The organism is Streptomyces zhihengii (assembly GCF_016919245.1).
GTDB lineage: Bacteria > Actinomycetota > Actinomycetes > Streptomycetales > Streptomycetaceae > Streptomyces > Streptomyces zhihengii.
This window is the reverse complement of the sequence record NZ_JAFEJA010000002.1, coordinates 1,772,307-1,789,335: the sequence shown is the minus strand read 5'-3', so window position 1 is coordinate 1,789,335 and position 17,029 is coordinate 1,772,307. Positions and strand designations below refer to the sequence as shown.

Here is a 17,029-nt window from a genome sequence, read left to right as displayed (position 1 = left end):
AACCGGCCTCAGCTACACGCCCGCCGTGCGCGTCTCGGCCGCCGAGCACACTCGAGAACGACCGCGGTGCGCCGCGCGCTGGATGGCAGACTATGCGAATGATCGCTGATCTTCCCCCCGGCCTGACAGCCCGGCACCTCATGGACGAGGACCATCTCCCCGTGCTTGCCGTGCTGGACAGGTGGTGGGGCGGCCTCAAAGGGCAGGCGGGGTCGACGGAGCGCGCCTTGCTGCTGCCCCGGCTCTACTTCGACCACTTCACCACCACCAGCTTCGTGGTCGAACGTGACGGCGAGATCGCCGCCTTCCTGATCGGCTTCCTGTCCCAGACAGAACCCGGGACCGCATACGTGCACTTCGCCGGCGTCGACCCGGCGCTGCACGGACAGGGTGTCGGACGCGCCCTTTACCAGGCGTTCTTCGCGATTGCCCAGTCCTACGGGCGCCACCACGTGCGCTGCGTCACCAGTCCTGAGAACAGCTCATCGCAGGCGTTTCACGTCCGGCTCGGCTTCACCGCCTCAGCCGTGAAGCCGGACTACGACGGCCCCGGGCTCGACCGGGTGACCTTCAGCATCGAACTGCCCGTGGATGCAGTGGCCGTTCCCCCGGCGGAGCGGTACCTCGGTTCCTGACCTGGCGGGCCGGCCGGGCCGGCATGGCGTTCCTCGGTGCTCGTCGCCGCCGGGTCGTCTTCGTCCCGCAGCCAACTCCCAGCGCCGCTCAGGGGTTCGGACGCAGCGGGGGGCTCGCCACTCCCGCGTCCCGGCCGCTCAGCTCGGCGTCCAGCGTCTCCTGAGCCACGCGCATCGCCTCGGCATACTTCGGCTCGGCCATGCGCTCCCAGGCCAGGTCGGGTGCGACGTCCTCGACCCGGCTCACCACCCACCAGATGTTGCCGAGCGGATCCCGCACCCGGCCCCCACGATCCCCCCACGCACTGTCGGACACCTCGGTGACCACCTGCGCCCCGTGTGCGACGGCCGCGGCCACGGCGGCATCCGCGTCGGGAACGTAGATCCGCAGCAACGAGGGCATCACCGGCCAGTCGGACCGCCAGAGGACACCGCCGGGCATGGTCCGTGACGGGTGCCGACCGGGATCACGGTTCGACATAGGCGTCAGGCCTTTGAGACCCCGCGCCCGGTCGACGGCGGTGGGAGCGGGGTGTGCACCAGGTGCCCCCGCATATGGCCGCTGGCGTCGTTGAGAAAGAAAGTCCCATTCCCTAGAGGGAATTGTCGGTCTCCACCGCGCCCCGCAGGATCTGTTCCGAATGAACCCGTCCAGGCGAGGAGACAAAGGTGGTCGAGATCGACCCGCAACAGTTGGCCGAGCGATACATGGCGCAGTGGAATGCACCCGAGGCTGCGGAGCGCCGCGCTGCCATCGAGGGACTCTGGGCCGAGGACGGCACTCACATCCTTCACCCGCCCGCGGCGATTCGGGAAGCCGCCGCGGCCCTCGGCTTCGACCACCCGACTCTGGAGGCACAGGGACACGACGCCATCGAGACCCGAGTAGGGCGAAGCTACGAGCGGTTCGTCGAGAAACAGGGATTCGCGTTCCGGGCGCGGCCGGGTGCGACACGTCTCAATGACGTGGTCAGGATAGGCTGGGACACGGTGTCCACCGCGACTGGCGACGTGGTGGGTGGTGGTTCAGACCTCCTCGTACTCGACGACGACGGCCTCATCAAGGTGGACTACATGTTCCCCGGCGCCTGAGTGGCGGCTGAACAGGCCACGGCCGCGGCGGCTGCTGAGAGAGCCTCGGCAGTCGTCGGGTCGGCCGGCAAAAACGCCTCCAGCTTCAGCTCGGCAAGCGTCACGTCGACAGCGGTCGCGAAGGTTGTCACCGTCGTCATCAGGCGGAGTTCCCCGTACGGGGACCGCAGTCGCAGCGGCACTGCGAAGCCGAGTTGCCCTGCGGACGGCTCCAAGTCGGGAACGTATCCGGTGAGCTCGGTCCGCAACTCGTCCAGATGGACGAGTCGCACCAGGATGTGGCGCGCCCACTCGGCAAGGTTGAGGATGCGGGGAGCCAGTCCGTGGGGATGCAGCGCCAGGCGGTAAATGTTCGTACCCGGGCCCACCAGTTCGTCTGCCGCGCCCTCGGTGATCAGGTCGAAGGCATCGTTCGCGGTGATTAGGTCGCCGCCTCGGTCCACGACCAGCGCCGGATAGGGAAGATAGCCACGGAGGATGCTGTCGATCGCCGTGCGCACGGGGGCCAGCACGGGATCGTCCAGTGAGCTCTCCGGGTAGGCGGGCGCGTACCCGGCGGTCAGCAGCAGTTCATTGCGCTCCCGCAGCGGCAGCTCCAGCGACTCGGCCAGGCGCACGACCATGTTGCGGCCCGGGACGGACCTGCCGGATTCGATGAAACTGAGGTGGCGCTGGGTAGTGCCCGCTCGCAGCGCCAGGTCGAGCTGGCTGACATGACGGCGGGTACGACGATCACGAAGCATACAAGGGAAGTCCACGGCCCTGTTGTAACGGTGGCGGAGGGCCCCAGGCCATTCCCCGCAGGGAATTGTCGCCACTCCTGCCGGCCGTGCACATTACCGACATGGACATCGGTGTACTGCTTCCGACCGGCACCGCCCAGTGGGGCCCTGCCGACGACCCTCGCGAGCTGATTGCCTTCGGTCGCTGCGCCGAACGCTCGGGGTTCTCCTCGCTCTTCGCAAACGATTCTCTCATCAGCCCGCGCGTCGAAGCACTGACGATGTTGGCCGCACTCGCCCCGGTGACCGAGACCGTGACGCTGGGAACAGCTGCACTGCTGCCGTTCCTCCGTCGACCGATCCAGGCCGCGCAGGCACTCGCGTCGCTCGACCTGCTGTCCGGTGGCCGGCTCACTGTGACCGTAGGGGCTGGCTTCCCCGGCCGCTTCGGGCGGCCCCTTTACGCCCTGTCAGAGCTGCCATGGGAAAGGCGCTTCGCCCGCCTGGACGAGACTGTTGCGCTGTGGCGGGCCCTGTGGGGCGGCGCCGGGGCCTTCCACGGCGAGATCTTCAGGTTCGATGACATCCCGCTCACGACCAGGCCGTCCCGAGCCGGCGGTCCGCCCATGTGGCTTGGCGGTGCGGCCCCCGCAGCCCTGGCCCGCACCGGCCGCCTGTACGACGGATGGCTGCCCTACCCACCTGACCCCGCCGACTACGCGTCCGGCCTGCGCACCGTCCGCACAGCAGCGGCCGAAGCAGGACGCGAGACCGCGGACATCACCCCCGCGCTATTCGTCTCTGTACGTATCGAGAACGACATCGAGAGCGGCCGTCGGGCACTGAACGAATACGCACAGGGCACGTACGGCATGCCGCTGGAGCAGCTGGAAAAAATCCAAGCAGTTGTCACCGGCTCCGCGGACCAAGTGCTGGAACACCTGGAACGGTACGTCGCCGCCGGTGCCCGGCACATCGTCGCCCGCCTCGGTGCCTTGGACCTGCACTCCCAACGCGACCAGCTCGAACGCATCGCAGACCTGATCCCCTCCGTGCAAGGTGCAGCGGACCACCCCTGCAGCTTGGAAAGCTCCTGAGCCCGCGCGCGCCGGCTCCCCGTCGTGACCTGCCGACCTGTGGACTGAGGCCGTCGACATCCTGATACGGCTCGGCGAAACAGCACTCGCCGACGGTCACGCCCCACAGGCGACGCAGCTGTACCAGCGCGCGCTGACCACATGCACCGAACGCGCCTCCCCCCGGGGAGAAGCCCGCACCCAGACCGGTCTGGCCCTGGCCGCCCGCCTGCGAGGAGACGAAGAGGCCGCCCGGCATCACCTCAACCGGGCACCAGCCAAGAACCGTTGCTGTTATCTCGGGTGTCGAGCGGGCGACAGGCGTTTGAGGCATGTGCCCTCGATGTTCCGTGCCTGACCTATATCTACGGTTCTTCAGGCACGTGCGGCATCTTCGCAGTGGGAGCCTCCCCCATGCTGCCCTGTCACCGTCGAGCCTGAACCGTTCCCGTCCGCAGGGCGTCCATACAGGCACCCTGACACCGTGGAGTCGCCGCACCATGAGTACAGCCGAACCGCCGCTTTGGCCGCACTGCGCACACGGTGCAGACCCTGCTGCCGACCCCGTTGGTTGCCGCGGCATCCACGTCCCCGGCCACACCGTATGCCTCGCCCACCTGTCCGTCGACGACCGCGACTCCTACCTGGCCGCCCTGACTCCCGGCGCCGGCATCGACCATCGGGGCACCCACTTCACCGAATCCCTTCTCAATGCTCTCCTCAACGCCCTCCACGACCCTGAAACTGGGCACCCCCGCCTCGGCCATACCAAGTTCGAATTGGCCACCTTCGAGGGCGACGCCTTGTTCGAGTCAGTGATATTCGAGGACTGCGCCTTGTTCGAGTCGGTGATCTTCGCGGGCGACCATGCCCTGTTCGGCCAGGCGACTTTCAAGAGCAGCGCCAACTTCGCATCGGCGACCTTCAAAGGCCAGGCCGGGTTCGACCAGGCGACCTTCGAGGTGGGTAGCGCAGGGTTCGGCTCGGCGACCTTCGAGGCGGCGACCTTTGAGAGCCGCGCCGAGTTCGGCCTGACGACCTTTGAGGGCATCGCCCTGTTCGACTCGGCGACCTTCGAGGGCGGCGCCGGGTTCCTCATGGCGATCTTCAAGGATACCGCCAGGTTCATCTCGGCCACCTTCCAGGGCGACGCCCTGTTCACGGATGCGACCTTCAAGGGCAACACCTGGTTCAACTCGGCGACCTTCCAGGGCGACGCCTGGTTCGAGTCGACGACCTTCGTAGCAGCAGAGCAGCTCGGACCTTTGGCGTGTACTGGACGGGTTGTGCTGTCCGGTGCGGCCTTCGGTGGCCCGGTGACCCTCTCGTTCGCTGCGCGCCGTCTGGAGTGCCGTCGTACTCGCTGGTCATCGACAGCGGAGATCCGCCTGCGTTACGCCACGGTGGACTTCGCGCATGCGGTGTTCGAGTACCCCCTCACAATCGCCGCCGAGCCGGATCCGTTCGTGCTCGCCAACGGCCGACACCTCGCCGAAGAGCCCTTCCCGATCCTGGCGGTCCCCCGCGACCCCAGGGTGCGGATGGCGTCGCTTCGTGGGGTGGACGCAGCTCATCTGGTCCTCTCAGACCTCGATCTGTCGGGGTGCCTGTTCGCCGGCACCGTACACCTGGACCAACTCCGCCTGGAGGGGGCCTGCACTTTCGACACCGCCCCACCCGCCGTGTGGTGGCGCTGGCCGCCCGTGCGTTTCACCGAGCGCCGCGTCCTGGCCGAGGAACACCACTGGCGTGCCAGCCAGCCGGGAGCAGTGCAGGGCTGGAACGTGGCAGTCCTCGGCGCTGGACGCGCTGGGCCGCTGCAGCTGGCTCCGGTGTACCGGGCTCTGCGCAAGGCTTTCGAGGACGGCAAGCATGAGCCGGGGGCTGCGGACTTCTATTACGGGGAGATGGAGATGCGCCGCCACGCCGACGACATCCCCCGCAGTGAACTGGGGCTGTTGACCGCGTATTGGGCGCTGTCCGGCTACGGACTGCGCGCATCCCGGGCCCTGGCGTGGCTTGGGGCGGCCATGCTCCTCACCATCGTCTTGCTGATGGCCTTCGGCCTCGCCAAGGACACCCCGAAGCAGACTGCGATCGGCACCGTCCCGACCGGCGGGGGCAAGGTCACGTTCGAGATCGACAAGGACGATCCGCAGAACTCCACCGGCAATCGGTTCACCGGCAAGCGCTTTGAAAGGGCTCTGAACGTCACCCTCAACTCGGTGGTGTTCCGTTCCTCCGGCCAGGACCTGACCACCGCCGGCACCTACATCGAGATGACCTCCCGCCTGACCGAACCCGTCCTGTTGGGCCTCGCCGTCCTCGCCATCCGCAACCGCGTCAAACGCTGACGGCCCTGCCCCGGGCCGACGAAGCCCTGGGAACGGTTCGACCGAACCGTTCCCGGCTGCGTGTCGTACTTGCTTGCAGCACGGATCATGCCTTTGAACTGCACAGAAAGCCTTCGACCCCTAGATAACGATGGAGGCCGTAGTCAGGTCTCAGCATTGCGGACACTTCTGCGCGGAAGGTCCGTCAGGTCACCAAAGTGTCCGGGGCTCGGCCTGAGTACGGTCTCTCGCTTGCTCCTGCCGCTGCTGCGGCAGGAGTGCGCCCCCTGCCCGCCCCGCACTCACCTTGCGGCGGGTACGGGTGGTGCGGGTCTTCTGGTCGCCTCCACTAAGCTTCGACACCGCCGGGGCGCTGTCCTGGTCTCCGGCCACTCGGTACCAGCCGTGCAGGCCGCCGCGAGCGCGGCAAGGTTGAGTGCGGCGCTGTCGTCCCGGTCGATGACCAGGCCACAGGCGTCGCATGCGTAGGTCCGGACGAGCAGCGGCAGCTTGGCCATCACCGCGCCGCACCCGGAACAGGTCTTGGCTTACCCGATCGCCGGTCGCCCTCCGACCAGCCACGGCCGCGCGGCTGAATACGTCCTCGCGACGTCAGCGGGATGTCAACAGGCCGCGCGCCAGGACGCCTCGTCGAAGTCGGCGGGCAGGCCGCCTCCGGTGAGATCCCAGGCCCACATCCCTGCGAACGCGCCGGTGAAGCCGAGAGACCTGATCTGCCCGTGCTCGAACTCCTCGGCGTGCTCGTCCGACAGGACCGTGGCGTCAAGGGGCACGCCGATCGGACACCAGTCGCCGTCGACGGCGTAGCGAAAACGCAGCACGGGTCCGCTCAGGTCGAAGCCGAGGGACAGGCGGCGCACGTCACCCAGTGGTACTCCCCCGGCCTCGTCCACGCTCAGCACGCCCCGGTCGCAGCCGGCCACACGCAGCACGGCATGCGTCTCGTCGTCCGCGGTGACGTGCAGGAAGTACCAGTTGCGCGTGTTGTAGTACGCGGTGATGCCGGCCAGGTGCTGGAAGGACCGCGGCCGGTACTCCATGGTCGCCTCGAACGCGCCGTGCGCCGCCGTCAGCCGACGGGCCACCAGACTGGGGCCGGTCAGGCTCTGCGGCGAGCGGCCGCCGTGCAAGCGCAGATGGGACGGGCGCGCGGAGAGGGAGGCCCAATCGTCCGTCGCGGGACGCCGCAGGGTGGACCATTGAGGCCCGAGCACAGGCTGCTCGAAGTCGTCGGCGTCGTCGCTCTCGGCACCGGTCGCGTCGTCGCCGGGGCTCAGGTCAGGGGCCGCGACGTCGAGTGCGGGCAGGCTGTCCGGGACACGCGGCCACCCGTCGGCGGTCCAGGTGACGGACGCCAGCGCGGTCTCGCGGCCCAGGACACAGGGGCCATGGCGGCCCTCGGGTCGGGCCACGAGGTAGGCGAGGAACCACGCGCCGTCGCCGGTCTCGACGAGACTGCCGTGCCCGGCCTTCTGCAGCGGCAGGTCCGGACGATGACGGGCGGTGACCAACGGCCCGTGCGGGTCACGTTCGTAGGGGCCGGTGAGAGTACGGGAGCGGGCCACGGTGACCTGGTGGTCGTAACCGGTGCCGCCGTCGGCGGTCAGCAGGTAGTACCAGCCGCCGATCCGATACAGATTGGGCCCCTCGATCCAGCCGGCCTGCGGCGGCAGCACGACAGTCACGGGATCCCCGACCAGGCGGCGCGCGGACCGGTCGTAGCGGGTCGCTTCCAGGCCGGCCGAGCCGCCGTGTCCCGGCCGCCAGTCGTGGACCAGGTTCAGCAGCCAGCTGTCGGGACCATCGTGGAAGAGGGACGCGTCGAAACCACGTGCATGCAACGGCACCGGATCGGACCAGGGACCCTCGATCCCCGGGGCCGTGGAGAGGTAGTTGGGGCTGTCGGTGCAGCCTCCCGCATAGGTGGAGACGTTGCTGAAGACCAGGTGGAACAGGCCGTCCGTGAAGGTGAGGTTCGGTGCCCACACCCCGCCGGAATCGGGGCACCCGGTGAGATCCAGGAGCCGTGCGGCGTCCAGAGCACCACCCAGCGGCCGCCACCGCACCAGGTCACGGGATCGGTGCAGCCGCACGGCGGGGTACCACTCGAACGTCGAGGTCGCCAGGTAGAAACAGTCACCCACCCGCAGCGCGGACGGGTCCGGATGCGAACCGGCCAGGACAGGATTCCGAATGACCTGCACGCTGCGCTGCCGCATACGCCGCCTGAACCTCTTCGTACCTCGGTGAGCACCCCGGACCGAGCCATGACGGTAATGTCGAACAACCTTGCGTGCAACGCACGGATCCGGCCCGTACCTTGCACACCGGCCCCGCCCGGGCCGGCCTCAGCAGGATTCGACGCCGCGGCCACTGACGTCGGTCTTGCTCGCTTCCGGTCACCCTCCCGGTCCCCTGTTGCAGGCACCCTTCCGGGCAACGCTCCAGCCTCCTCCCATGCAGCCCCGGCCCCGACCACTACGCGCGCGTTCAGCGCGCCGCACACCTGCCCCGCGCCGCGTCGCGCCAGGATGGGGGCCCGTGGGTCCGTGAGCCTTCGGGTGGCGGGAGCAGAAATTGATCGACCTAGACGTCCAGCACTGTGGCAGCTCGATTCTGATCAGTGCCGCTGGCGAGCTCGACGAGGGCGCTGGTGCGGTTCTCCGGCACGCGCTGGACCACGTGACTTCGGACGCACGCGATCTCCTGGTGGACCTGCACGCCGTTGCGGCCATAGACGTCGACGGCCTGCTCCATCTCCTGAGCCTGCACGGACGCGCCGAGGGCATGTGCCTGCGCGTACTGGTCACCGGCTGGCAGCCCCAACCCCAGCAGTGCATGGCCACCGTCGCCGGCATCCCCGGGCCCAGAGCGGACACCGGGGAACGCTACGCTCTGGCAGGCTTCCGCCGGCTCCTCGAGCAGAGGGCGCTGGGCGCACGGGAGCGCTCCGACTTCATTGAGGGCTGGCTGCCCCGCGTCTAGCAAAGCCCTGGCATCGCCCAGCCCGGGGGCGACGGTCAACGGGCTCGGCGGGGGCTGTGGCTCACTGCCCAGCGGGACGGGGCGCGGTCCCCGGCGCGGTTCGCGTCGGGGCTCGGCGCCGGGGGCGGCCTGTGAGCCGGGGCGCCGGGTTAAGGTCGACGGAGGCCGAGCCCGCAGCGGTGCCCGCGGGCCGGCCCCCGGCGTGGATCAGGCCGGATTGATGTTCTCGGCCTGGGGGCCCTTCTGGCCCTGGGTGATGTCGAACGTCACCGCCTGGCCCTCCTGAAGCTCACGAAACCCCGTCGAGTTGATCGCGGAGTAGTGGGCGAAGACGTCCGGGCCGCCACCGTCCTGCGCGATGAAGCCGAAGCCCTTCTCCGCGTTGAACCACTTCACCGTTCCCGTAGCCATATGTGTGCCTTCCAGTCGACGGACGCCTGCCGCACCATGCGGGAGGCGGAGGTGATCGCCCTGGTTCCTGCGACACAGCACAGCAGAACGCCCACGCCGAAGGCGTGGGCAGGGAAACTTCCGAACCACGACAGCTGACGCAGAAGATACCCGTCCGCACATCCTGTCACCAGGGGCGACCAGCCGGCTCGCCCCCAGCGGCATGGAGGTCCTGGGCGCCGTTGGCGCTGCGGGAACGGATACGGCGTCAGGAGGAAGCTTCCGGACCGGCCGTATCGGCCGCTCGGCGGTACTCGGCGTTGATGCGCTGCGCCTCTTCGAGCTGGTCCTCGAGGATGATGATGCGGCAGGCGGCCTCGATGGGGGTGCCCTGGTCGACGAGTTCCCGCGCGCGGGCTGCGATGCGCAGTTGGTAGCGCGAGTAGCGGCGGTGTCCGCCCGCGGAGCGGAGCGGGGTGATGAGGCGGGCCTCGCCGATCGCGCGGAGGAAGCCCTGGGTGGTGCCGAGCATTTCGGCGGCGCGGCCCATGGTGTAGGCGGGGTAGTCGTCGTCGTCCAGACGGCCGCCGAGCGGGCCCATCGGATGGTCTGCTGTCATCGAACCTCTTTCGTCAACGCGTGGAGGGGCCCTGGCGCCTATAGCGCCAGGGCCCCGGAGGAACAGTTACACCATCTGCCGGCCCTGATACTGCGCCGGCCCTCTGTTGCCGCCTGCCCGGCCTGAGCTGCGCCGGGGAGAGCGGGGATCGCGGTGCTTGACCGAAGACCACCTCACTATCGATGTCCTGCGGTACCCGGACCCGCATGGCGTCCGGGCGATCCTGATGGTGCTCCCTCCTCCGTTCTTCCCTCTGGGATCAACTACTGGTGACCTGTACAAGCGCCACCTTCGACTCACGGCCCCGTCCTTTGTTGCTCTGGCCGAGACACCCTGCCGAACCTCCCGGAGCGCGCGCCCGCAGCCGACGCCTTCACCGAGGTACTGCTCACTGACTTCACTGCTGGGTACTGCTGTCACTGCATCAACTGCTGGCGGCGGCCCCTGACACTGCGGGCCACCCGGTCCGGTGATCAGTCCCGTCGCCGTCCCGCACCACTCTGGCTTCGACACTCCACCACCGCACCGTCCTGCTGAACGGCACACCACCTTCACGCGCACCGCGAGTACTGCTGCCCGGCAGTTCATCTCTGCCGAGCCCTTCGTCCTCTCTGGCTACGAGAGAAACCATAACCACGCCGAACCCCAATGTCTACTCCCGCCGCGACAGATTTTCGCGAGGTTTCGCTACAGGTAGCTGGGTCTCCGCACTACCCGCACAGACCGGCTCGGCGGAGTAGGCGCAGGACAGCACGCGCCCAGGGCGGCCAGCCGTCGCAGGCGTCGGCGACCACTTCGACCATGCGCATACGGACTCTCGCCGGTGCTCGGGGCTTACCTGGGGGCCTCGGGCCATCTTCAGTACCGGTTTTGAGCTGCGGCGAGGCCCGCGCTGCCCTGCCGCCACCACGGCCAGCACGGCCTCCTCAGGCTGCTCGACGGACGGACGCACGTTGGTGGTGGACCCGGCCGCGCAACCATCCCGGCCATGTTCAGGCGGTTCGGTGACGATGCCGCCTGGCGGTTTCTGCTGCGGCTCGCCGTGAGCCTTTCGCCGCTGGTGGGGCGGTCGGAAGAGGAGGACCTTCACTCGCCCCTGCCCGGGGGACACGCCTTCGGCCAGGCGGACCAGGCGCCTGGTCGAGCCCGGGGCGCGCGAGCCTGCGGGGCCGAGACGTGGTGCCGTCGGACCCGCGCTCGCGGTGGAGGCGAGGTGGCCCAAGCGGGGACGTTTCAGCAGGTGAACCTGGGTTGCCGTTCGAGTGACTCGCGCGGCGGGGGTGGTGAGTGGCCGGAGGGGCGCCGGTATCAACTCGGTCGTGATCAGGAACCTGTCGAGGGGCCGTTCGCCGTTTGCCGTGTCCCCCTCGCACGTTTCCATCCGCTTCTCCTCGACCTTCAACGAAAAGGGGCACATCCATGTCGGAAGCCGTTCGAACGACGACCGCTTCGAGGGCTCGGCTCGCTGCCGTGGCCGTCGCGCTGGGCAGCTGTCTGGTACTCGCCGTCCCGGCCGGTAACGCCGGCGCAGCCGCGGCCGACCCGGTGCCGACCGTCTTCTTCGGCGACTCCTACACCGCCAACTTCGGCATCTCCCCCGTGAACCATCAGGACAATGAGAGAGGTTGGTGCTTCCAGTCCACGGACAACTACCCCGCCGTCACCGCGCGGAGCCTGGCAGCCAAGGGCATTACTCTCGCCGTGCAGGCCGACGTCTCCTGCGGCGGCGCGCTCGTCCACCACTTCTGGCAGCAGCAGGAGCTGCCCTTCGGAGCCGGGAATCTCCCTGCGCAGCAGGAAGCGCTCCAGCAGGACACCCAGTTGGTCGTGGGCAGTCTGGGAGGCAACACCCTGGGCTTCGCACGCATCATCAAGCAGTGTTCCGACAAGCTCCGGGAGCCTTCCCTTCTGCCCGGAGAGCCGGTGGACCCGGACAAGCCGGCCAGTGAGTGCAAGGACTTCTTCGAGACGGGCGACGGCAAGGAGTGGCTGGACTACAAGTACGAGCAGGTCGAAGGTGAACTGGAAGAGGCGCTCCAGCGCATGGAGTACTTCTCCCCGGACGCCCGGCGCGTCCTGGTCAGCTACCCCCGGCTGGTGCCCGCCGACATCACCAAGTGCCTGGCCGCGGCCCCCGGCCAGAGCGAGCTGCCTTTCGCCGATATTTCCCAGGAGGCCCTGCCCGTCCTGGACCAGGCCCAACAGCGGCTGAACGACATCATGATGAAGGCCGCCACGGACAACGGCGCCGACTTCGTGAACCTTTACGCCCACACGGGAAGCAACACCGCCTGTGACGGCACTGATCGGGGCATCGGCGGCCTGCTGGAGAACTCAAAGCTTGAACTCCTCGGCTCCCCGATTCCCTGGTACGCGCACCCCAACGAGAAGGGCCGCGACCTCCAGGCCGAACACGTCGCCACGACGATCGAGACCGCTCTCAACCAGTAGCCATCCGCACCCGCGCAAGCCGCCCGCGGTCGGCCACGACCGTACTGGGTGACTGCCGCCGTGCCGGCCCGCCTCCGGACCGGCACGGCGGCAGCCGAGGACCGGCGTCATCACAATGAGTGATGAGCCACGACCATGATCATTGTTGGCAGCCGCGGAGCCCCGGCACCACCCCGAGATGAAGGCGCGCGTTCGGCACAGGTGTCCTGGTAGCCCGGGAACTCCGCTGGCGCATAGCGGCAATTCCGTTGTACCGGTCCGACGTTGTGGGAGATCATGCGCGTCTGTGAACTCGCGTGAAATTGAACCCGTCCAGGCGACGGCCTCGCCCGTCCCCGCCGTGGCCGTCGCCCCCTCCACCGTGGTGCATCGGGACGGCAACGTCCTGCGCTGGCTGATCGCCTACACCTTCTCCGTGGTCGGTGACGCCGCCTACTTCGTGGCGCTCGGTTGGGCCGCGCAGAAGGTGGCCGGACCGGCCCAGGTCGGCCTGGTGATGGCGGTCGGCGCGATACCCCGGGCGATCCTCATGCTCGGCGGCGGTGTGATCGCCGACCGGTTCGGCCCGCGCCGGGTGGTCATCTCCTCCGACGCGGTCCGCGCCGTGGTGATCCTCGCGGCCGCCGCGGCTCTAGCGTTCAGCACCCCCGGCCTCTGGCTGCTCGTCGTCCTCGCCCTCGTCTTCGGCGTCGTGGACGCACTGTTCATGCCGGCGGTCGGAGCCATGCCGCCCCGACTCACCGGCCGCGACCAGCTGATGCGGGTGCAGAGCCTGCGCAATCTGGTGCAGCGGTCCGGCCACATCGCCGGCCCGCCGCTCGCCGGGTTCTCGATCGGGCTCGGCGGCCCCGCCGCCGCGTTCGCCGTGACCGGCGTCCTCTTCGCCCTCTCGCTGTTCCTCCTGATCGCGGTCCGGCTCGCCCCGCTGCCGCCCGAGGAACAGCCCGCCGCGGACTCCACCGTCCGCCGCGACCTGATCGACGGCATCGTCTACCTGCGCCACGAGCCCGTCGTCGGCCCGCTCGTCCTCTCCGGCCTGCTCTCCATGATCGGCTGCATCCCGCCGATGGCGATCGGCGTCATCATGCTGGCCGAGGAACGGGGCTGGGGCCCCTCCGGCGGTGCCTGGGTGAACGCCGCCCTCAGCACCGGCGTCTGCGCTACCTCGCTCCTGCTCGTCGTGCGCGGGCGCTTCCCGCGGGCCGGCCACTGGCACAACATCACCCTGCTCGTCGCCTCCGCCGGCATCGGCCTGATCGGCGTCATGCCGAACCTCGCCCTCGCCGTCGCCGTGGCGCTCGTCTCCGGTCTGGTCTCGGGCCTCTGCGGCGGTCTGTCCATGGCTCTGATGCAGGCCAACACCGCCCTCAACTTCCAGGGCCGGGTCGCGTCCGTCCAGGCACTCAGCGCGGTCGGCATCACCCCGGTGATGTTCCCGCTCTTCGGTCTCCTGGTGGAAGTATGGGGCGCCGGGCCCACCTTCCTCCTCTTCGGCTGCATCAGCATGCTCGGCGCCACTGTCTCGACCGCCTCTTATGCCGTCCGCGCTGCCGACCTGGACTTCACGAAGACCGCGCGCTGACTCCGGCTCCCGGCCCTCCCGGCCGACCGAACCCTTCTGGACTCCGCCGGCGCGGGCCCGGGTGCCACCTCGCAGGCATGACTGCTCCGGCGGCGTGCGGGAACAGCACACGGATACACGGACGGCGGCACGAAGACGATCGGGCGCAGCGGCGGGGATACGGCGCGGGAGGGCGGGCGGTGACATGTGGACCGGGGTGATCATCGCTGCCGCGGCGGCGGTCGGCGCGGGCGGCTGGACGAGGTGGTGCGTTCGCGCGGCCGCGCGGACGCACAGCCGGACAACCCGCGCGCGGCGTCAGGCGCTTCGGGACGTCGGCCTGAGCCGCCTGCCCTGACCCGTGCATCCGGTCCCATCCGGACGGTTGACGCCGCCCGCTGCCTCTCCTGTCCCCCAGCACGGGAGCCGGCCGCCCGGCGGGGCTCGATCAGGTACGCCTCCTTTAGCCCCGGTGGGCGCGGCGGGCATCGGGCCCTGCGAGGTGCGAGCCCTCGCGAGGGGGGCCGTGCCGCGCCCGGAGCGGGACGTGCGCGACGACGTATGAGGCCGCCCGTCGTGCATCGGCGCCGGGGCGGCTTCCGTCACTGGACGGCGGGCTCCCGGACGTCCAGTTCGCCGTGCCAGACGATCCGGCCCGCCGACCTCCCCACCATGACGCGGTAGGGCCCGGTCTCGGTGCGCCAGGTCCGGTCCTCCTCGGACCAGTGCCGCAGTGCGCGGGCGGGGACGTCCACCACGGCCGTCGCCGCCTCGCCCGCTTCCGCGTGGACCGCGGCGTAGCCGGCGAACCAGAGGGCCGGCCGCTCCACGGCGGAGTCGGGGCGTGCCAGGTACACCTGGACCACCTCGCGGCCGGCCCGCGCGCCGGTGTTGCGCAGTTGGACGGCCACGCTGAACGGGCTGCCCTGCGTCACCCGCGGCGGGACGCGCACCGCCCCGTACTCCCAGGTCGTGTACCCCTCGCCGTGTCCGAACCAGTAGGCGGGTTCGGATTCGGCGCGCGCCCACGCGCGGTAGCCGATGTGCAGTCCCTCCTCGTAGTCGAGCCGGCCTTCGGCCGGCTGCGAGCGGGTGACGGGTGCGTCCGCGAGGGAGGCCGCCCAGGTCGTCGGGAGCCGGCCGCCGGGCTCGGCGAGCCCGAAGAGCATGTCGGCCAGTCCTGACCCGGCCTCTTGTCCGGGGAACCAGGTGAGCAGGACCGCGCCGGCCTCGTCGCGCCACGGAAGCTCCACCGGTCCCCCGCTGTTGACCACGGCGACCGTGCGCGGGTTGGCGGCCGCCACGGCGCGGACGAGGGCGTCCTGGTGGCCGCCGAGGCGCAGGTCGGCGCGGTCGCGTCCTTCGGTCTCGGTGTACTCGGTGGTGCCGACCACCACGATCACCGCGTCGGCATTGCGTGCCGCTTCCACCGCCTCGGTGAGCGCGGCCGCCGGCTCGCGCTCCGGGGGTGCCGCCGCGACGATCACGGCCCGTCCGGTATCGGGCGCCAGTTCGCGCCGGGCCACCAGGCGGACGGGGCGGTGCGTGCCGATCGTCGCTCGTGCCGTGTGGAGGGGCGGAGTCACATGGACGACGGCCGGATCGTCGGTAATGCGGGGGAACTCACCGTCCAGAACGGTCCGGTCGTCGATCGAGAGCGACATGCGGCCGAAGCCCGCGACACCGAAGGTCCACTCCCCCGTCGTGTCGGCCCTGATCAGGGCGCTGATCTCGACGGTGCGGGCACCGGGGACGACCGGCGGCTCCAACTGCCTGCCGGAGAGGCGGTGCTCGGCGTGCAGTTCCTGTCCGGCGGCGTCCAGGAGCCGCAGCAGCACCCCGGGCTGACCGGACCGGGGGTTGCTGCACCGGTCGGGATCGAGCGGAGCGGGGGGCACGTCCAGGGAGGGACCGGGTACGTGGACGACGCGGGCGTGTCCCCGCAGTCGGGCGCGGATGCCGGTGAGCGGGGTGACCGTGCCGGAGTCGAAGACGCCCGCGCTGCCGCCGCCCTGCACCCGCGGTGTCGCGGCGTGGACGCCGATGACCGCGACGGTCGACAGGGCGGCCCGGTCCAGCGGAAGCACGCCGCGGTTGCTCAGGAGCACGGATCCAGCGGCGACGGTCCGGCGCAGCAGCTCGCGGGTGTCGCGGGATGGGGACGCCGGTGCGCGCCGGGGCCTGCGCGGTCCGAGGGCGTGGAGGCGGGCGGCGAGTCTCAGCAGGCGCCGCACCTTGTCGTCGACGGCCTCGACGGGGACGAGGCCGTCCTTCACCGCCCGGACCAACTCCGCTTCCCAAGGTCCCTGCGGTCCGGGCATCGCCAGGTCGAGCGCGGCGAGCGCGGGGGCGGTCGTGGAACGCAGCGCGCCCCAGTCCGACACGACGACGCCGTCGAAGCCCCAGTCGCTCTTGAGGGGTTCGGCGAGGAGGGAATTGGCGGTCATAGTCGCGCCGTTCACGCTGTTGTATCCGGCCATGACCAGCCACACGCCCGCGTCGACGGCCGCCTCGAACGGTGCGAGGTACACCTCCCGCAGGACCCGCTCGGAGACGCGGACATCCACGTGCATGCGCTCGGACTCGGAGTCGTTGGCGACGTAGTGCTTGGCCGTGGCCGCCGTGCCGGCTGCCTGGATGCCGCGGATCAGCGCGGCCCCGGTGCGGCCGGTCAGCTCGGGGTCCTCCGAGAAGCACTCGAAGTGCCGTCCTCCGAGCGGAGTGCGGTGCAGGTTGAGCGTGGGGGCGAGGACGATGTCGACACCCTTGCGGGCCGCTTCCGATGCGAGCAGGCCGCCCAGCCGTGCGGTCAGCTCCTCGTCCCACAGGGCGCCGATCGCGGACGCCGAGGGCAGCAGCGCGGAGGTGCGCCGCTCGTCCCACGCCTCTCCCCGCACACCGGCCGGGCCGTCGGACATGACCATCTGGCGCAGCTCGACGGCCGGCTCGTCGGCGGTCCGCCAGGTGGTGGCACCGCTCAGCAGCCGTACCTTCTGGGCCAGATCGAGCTTGTCGAGCATCAGGTCGATCACGTCGTCGGTCATCCCCACCCCAGTCGTGTCAGCCGCCCGATTGCTCGGGAGAGCGCTCTCCAAACTCTCGCCCCCGCGAAGGTCCACGTCAAGTCCTCGTCGATGGGCCGTC

14 protein-coding genes and 1 pseudogene are annotated in these 17,029 nt (G+C 69.9%); 8 read left to right on the top strand and 7 right to left on the bottom strand.

Features of this window, described 5'->3' with window-relative positions; translation table 11 throughout:
• Positions 1–98 precede the first annotated feature (98 nt).
• Positions 99–635: a GNAT family N-acetyltransferase gene (locus tag JE024_RS35365; protein ID WP_205377941.1), complete on the top strand. Its 537-nt coding sequence runs from the start codon at positions 99–101 to the stop codon at positions 633–635.
• Between the two features lie 88 nt (positions 636–723).
• Here the strand turns inward: JE024_RS35365 and JE024_RS35360 are convergent.
• Positions 724–1,053: pseudogene (locus JE024_RS35360) on the bottom strand (VOC family protein); the annotation flags it as partial.
• 251 nt (positions 1,054–1,304) lie between these two features.
• Here JE024_RS35360 and JE024_RS35355 point away from each other — a divergent pair.
• Entirely contained in the window at positions 1,305–1,727 is a 423-nt protein-coding gene (locus tag JE024_RS35355; RefSeq protein ID WP_205377939.1) for a hypothetical protein, read from the top strand.
• On the opposite strand, the gene JE024_RS35350 is transcribed toward JE024_RS35355, so the two are convergent.
• Entirely contained in the window at positions 1,706–2,485 is a 780-nt protein-coding gene (locus JE024_RS35350) for a helix-turn-helix domain-containing protein (protein ID WP_205377938.1), read from the bottom strand. The two genes, JE024_RS35355 and JE024_RS35350, sit on opposite strands and share 22 nt — an antisense overlap.
• An 86-nt stretch (positions 2,486–2,571) precedes the next feature.
• On the opposite strand from JE024_RS35350, the gene JE024_RS35345 reads away from it, so the two are divergent.
• The 3 genes from JE024_RS35345 (at position 2,572) to JE024_RS35340 (ending at position 5,879) form a co-directional block, all read left to right on the top strand.
• Positions 2,572–3,546: an LLM class flavin-dependent oxidoreductase gene (locus JE024_RS35345; RefSeq protein WP_205377937.1), complete on the top strand. Its 975-nt coding sequence runs from the start codon at positions 2,572–2,574 to the stop codon at positions 3,544–3,546.
• 37 nt (positions 3,547–3,583) lie between these two features.
• Positions 3,584–3,883: a tetratricopeptide repeat protein gene (locus JE024_RS42415; RefSeq protein ID WP_372449911.1), complete on the top strand. Its 300-nt coding sequence runs from the start codon at positions 3,584–3,586 to the stop codon at positions 3,881–3,883.
• 142 nt (positions 3,884–4,025) lie between these two features.
• Positions 4,026–5,879, top strand: coding sequence for a pentapeptide repeat-containing protein (locus JE024_RS35340; RefSeq protein WP_205377936.1), 1,854 nt, complete (start codon positions 4,026–4,028; stop codon positions 5,877–5,879).
• Positions 5,880–6,160: 281 nt separating this feature from the next.
• On the opposite strand, the gene JE024_RS41415 is transcribed toward JE024_RS35340, so the two are convergent.
• Both JE024_RS41415 and JE024_RS35330 read right to left on the bottom strand, forming a co-directional pair.
• Positions 6,161–6,376, bottom strand: coding sequence for a hypothetical protein (locus tag JE024_RS41415; protein ID WP_244883415.1), 216 nt, complete (start codon positions 6,374–6,376; stop codon positions 6,161–6,163).
• A 105-nt stretch (positions 6,377–6,481) separates the two neighbouring features.
• Entirely contained in the window at positions 6,482–8,098 is a 1,617-nt protein-coding gene (locus tag JE024_RS35330; protein WP_205377935.1) for a glycoside hydrolase family 43 protein, read from the bottom strand.
• 358 nt (positions 8,099–8,456) lie between these two features.
• Here JE024_RS35330 and JE024_RS35325 point away from each other — a divergent pair, with 358 nt between their 5' ends.
• Positions 8,457–8,864 carry an STAS domain-containing protein gene (locus JE024_RS35325; RefSeq protein ID WP_205377934.1) on the top strand — a complete coding sequence of 136 codons (408 nt, stop codon included), beginning with the start codon at positions 8,457–8,459 and terminating at the stop codon, positions 8,862–8,864.
• A 207-nt stretch (positions 8,865–9,071) separates the two neighbouring features.
• Here the strand turns inward: JE024_RS35325 and JE024_RS35320 are convergent, their stop codons facing one another.
• The gene (locus JE024_RS35320) at positions 9,072–9,275 is read right to left on the bottom strand and encodes a cold-shock protein (RefSeq protein WP_205377933.1); all 204 of its coding nucleotides are present in this window, start codon (positions 9,273–9,275) and stop codon (positions 9,072–9,074) included.
• A 247-nt stretch (positions 9,276–9,522) separates the two neighbouring features.
• Positions 9,523–9,873, bottom strand: coding sequence for a MerR family transcriptional regulator (locus tag JE024_RS35315; protein WP_205377932.1), 351 nt, complete (start codon positions 9,871–9,873; stop codon positions 9,523–9,525).
• A 1,470-nt stretch (positions 9,874–11,343) separates the two neighbouring features.
• Here JE024_RS35315 and JE024_RS35310 point away from each other — a divergent pair.
• Positions 11,344–12,324 carry an SGNH/GDSL hydrolase family protein gene (locus JE024_RS35310; protein ID WP_307840735.1) on the top strand — a complete coding sequence of 327 codons (981 nt, stop codon included), beginning with the start codon at positions 11,344–11,346 and terminating at the stop codon, positions 12,322–12,324.
• Between the two features lie 340 nt (positions 12,325–12,664).
• Positions 12,665–13,906, top strand: coding sequence for an MFS transporter (locus JE024_RS35305; RefSeq protein WP_205378536.1), 1,242 nt, complete (start codon positions 12,665–12,667; stop codon positions 13,904–13,906).
• Between the two features lie 581 nt (positions 13,907–14,487).
• Here JE024_RS35305 and JE024_RS35300 read toward each other — a convergent pair.
• Positions 14,488–16,929: a glycoside hydrolase family 3 C-terminal domain-containing protein gene (locus JE024_RS35300; RefSeq protein ID WP_205377930.1), complete on the bottom strand. Its 2,442-nt coding sequence runs from the start codon at positions 16,927–16,929 to the stop codon at positions 14,488–14,490.
• Between the last annotated feature and the right edge of the window lie 100 nt (positions 16,930–17,029).

Excerpts from the sequence above, each read along its gene's own strand:
- JE024_RS35320 (WP_205377933.1), bottom strand. The coding sequence starts at position 9,275 with ATGGCTACGGGAACGGTGAAGTGGTTCAACGCGGAGAAGGGCTTCGGC.
- JE024_RS35365 (WP_205377941.1), top strand. The coding sequence starts at position 99 with ATGATCGCTGATCTTCCCCCCGGCCTGACAGCCCGGCACCTCATGGAC.
- JE024_RS35330 (WP_205377935.1), bottom strand. The coding sequence starts at position 8,098 with ATGCGGCAGCGCAGCGTGCAGGTCATTCGGAATCCTGTCCTGGCCGGT.
- JE024_RS41415 (WP_244883415.1), bottom strand. The coding sequence starts at position 6,376 with ATGGCCAAGCTGCCGCTGCTCGTCCGGACCTACGCATGCGACGCCTGT.
- JE024_RS35340 (WP_205377936.1), top strand. The coding sequence starts at position 4,026 with ATGAGTACAGCCGAACCGCCGCTTTGGCCGCACTGCGCACACGGTGCA.
- JE024_RS35315 (WP_205377932.1), bottom strand. The coding sequence starts at position 9,873 with ATGACAGCAGACCATCCGATGGGCCCGCTCGGCGGCCGTCTGGACGAC.
- JE024_RS35300 (WP_205377930.1), bottom strand. The coding sequence starts at position 16,929 with ATGACCGACGACGTGATCGACCTGATGCTCGACAAGCTCGATCTGGCC.
- JE024_RS35345 (WP_205377937.1), top strand. The coding sequence starts at position 2,572 with ATGGACATCGGTGTACTGCTTCCGACCGGCACCGCCCAGTGGGGCCCT.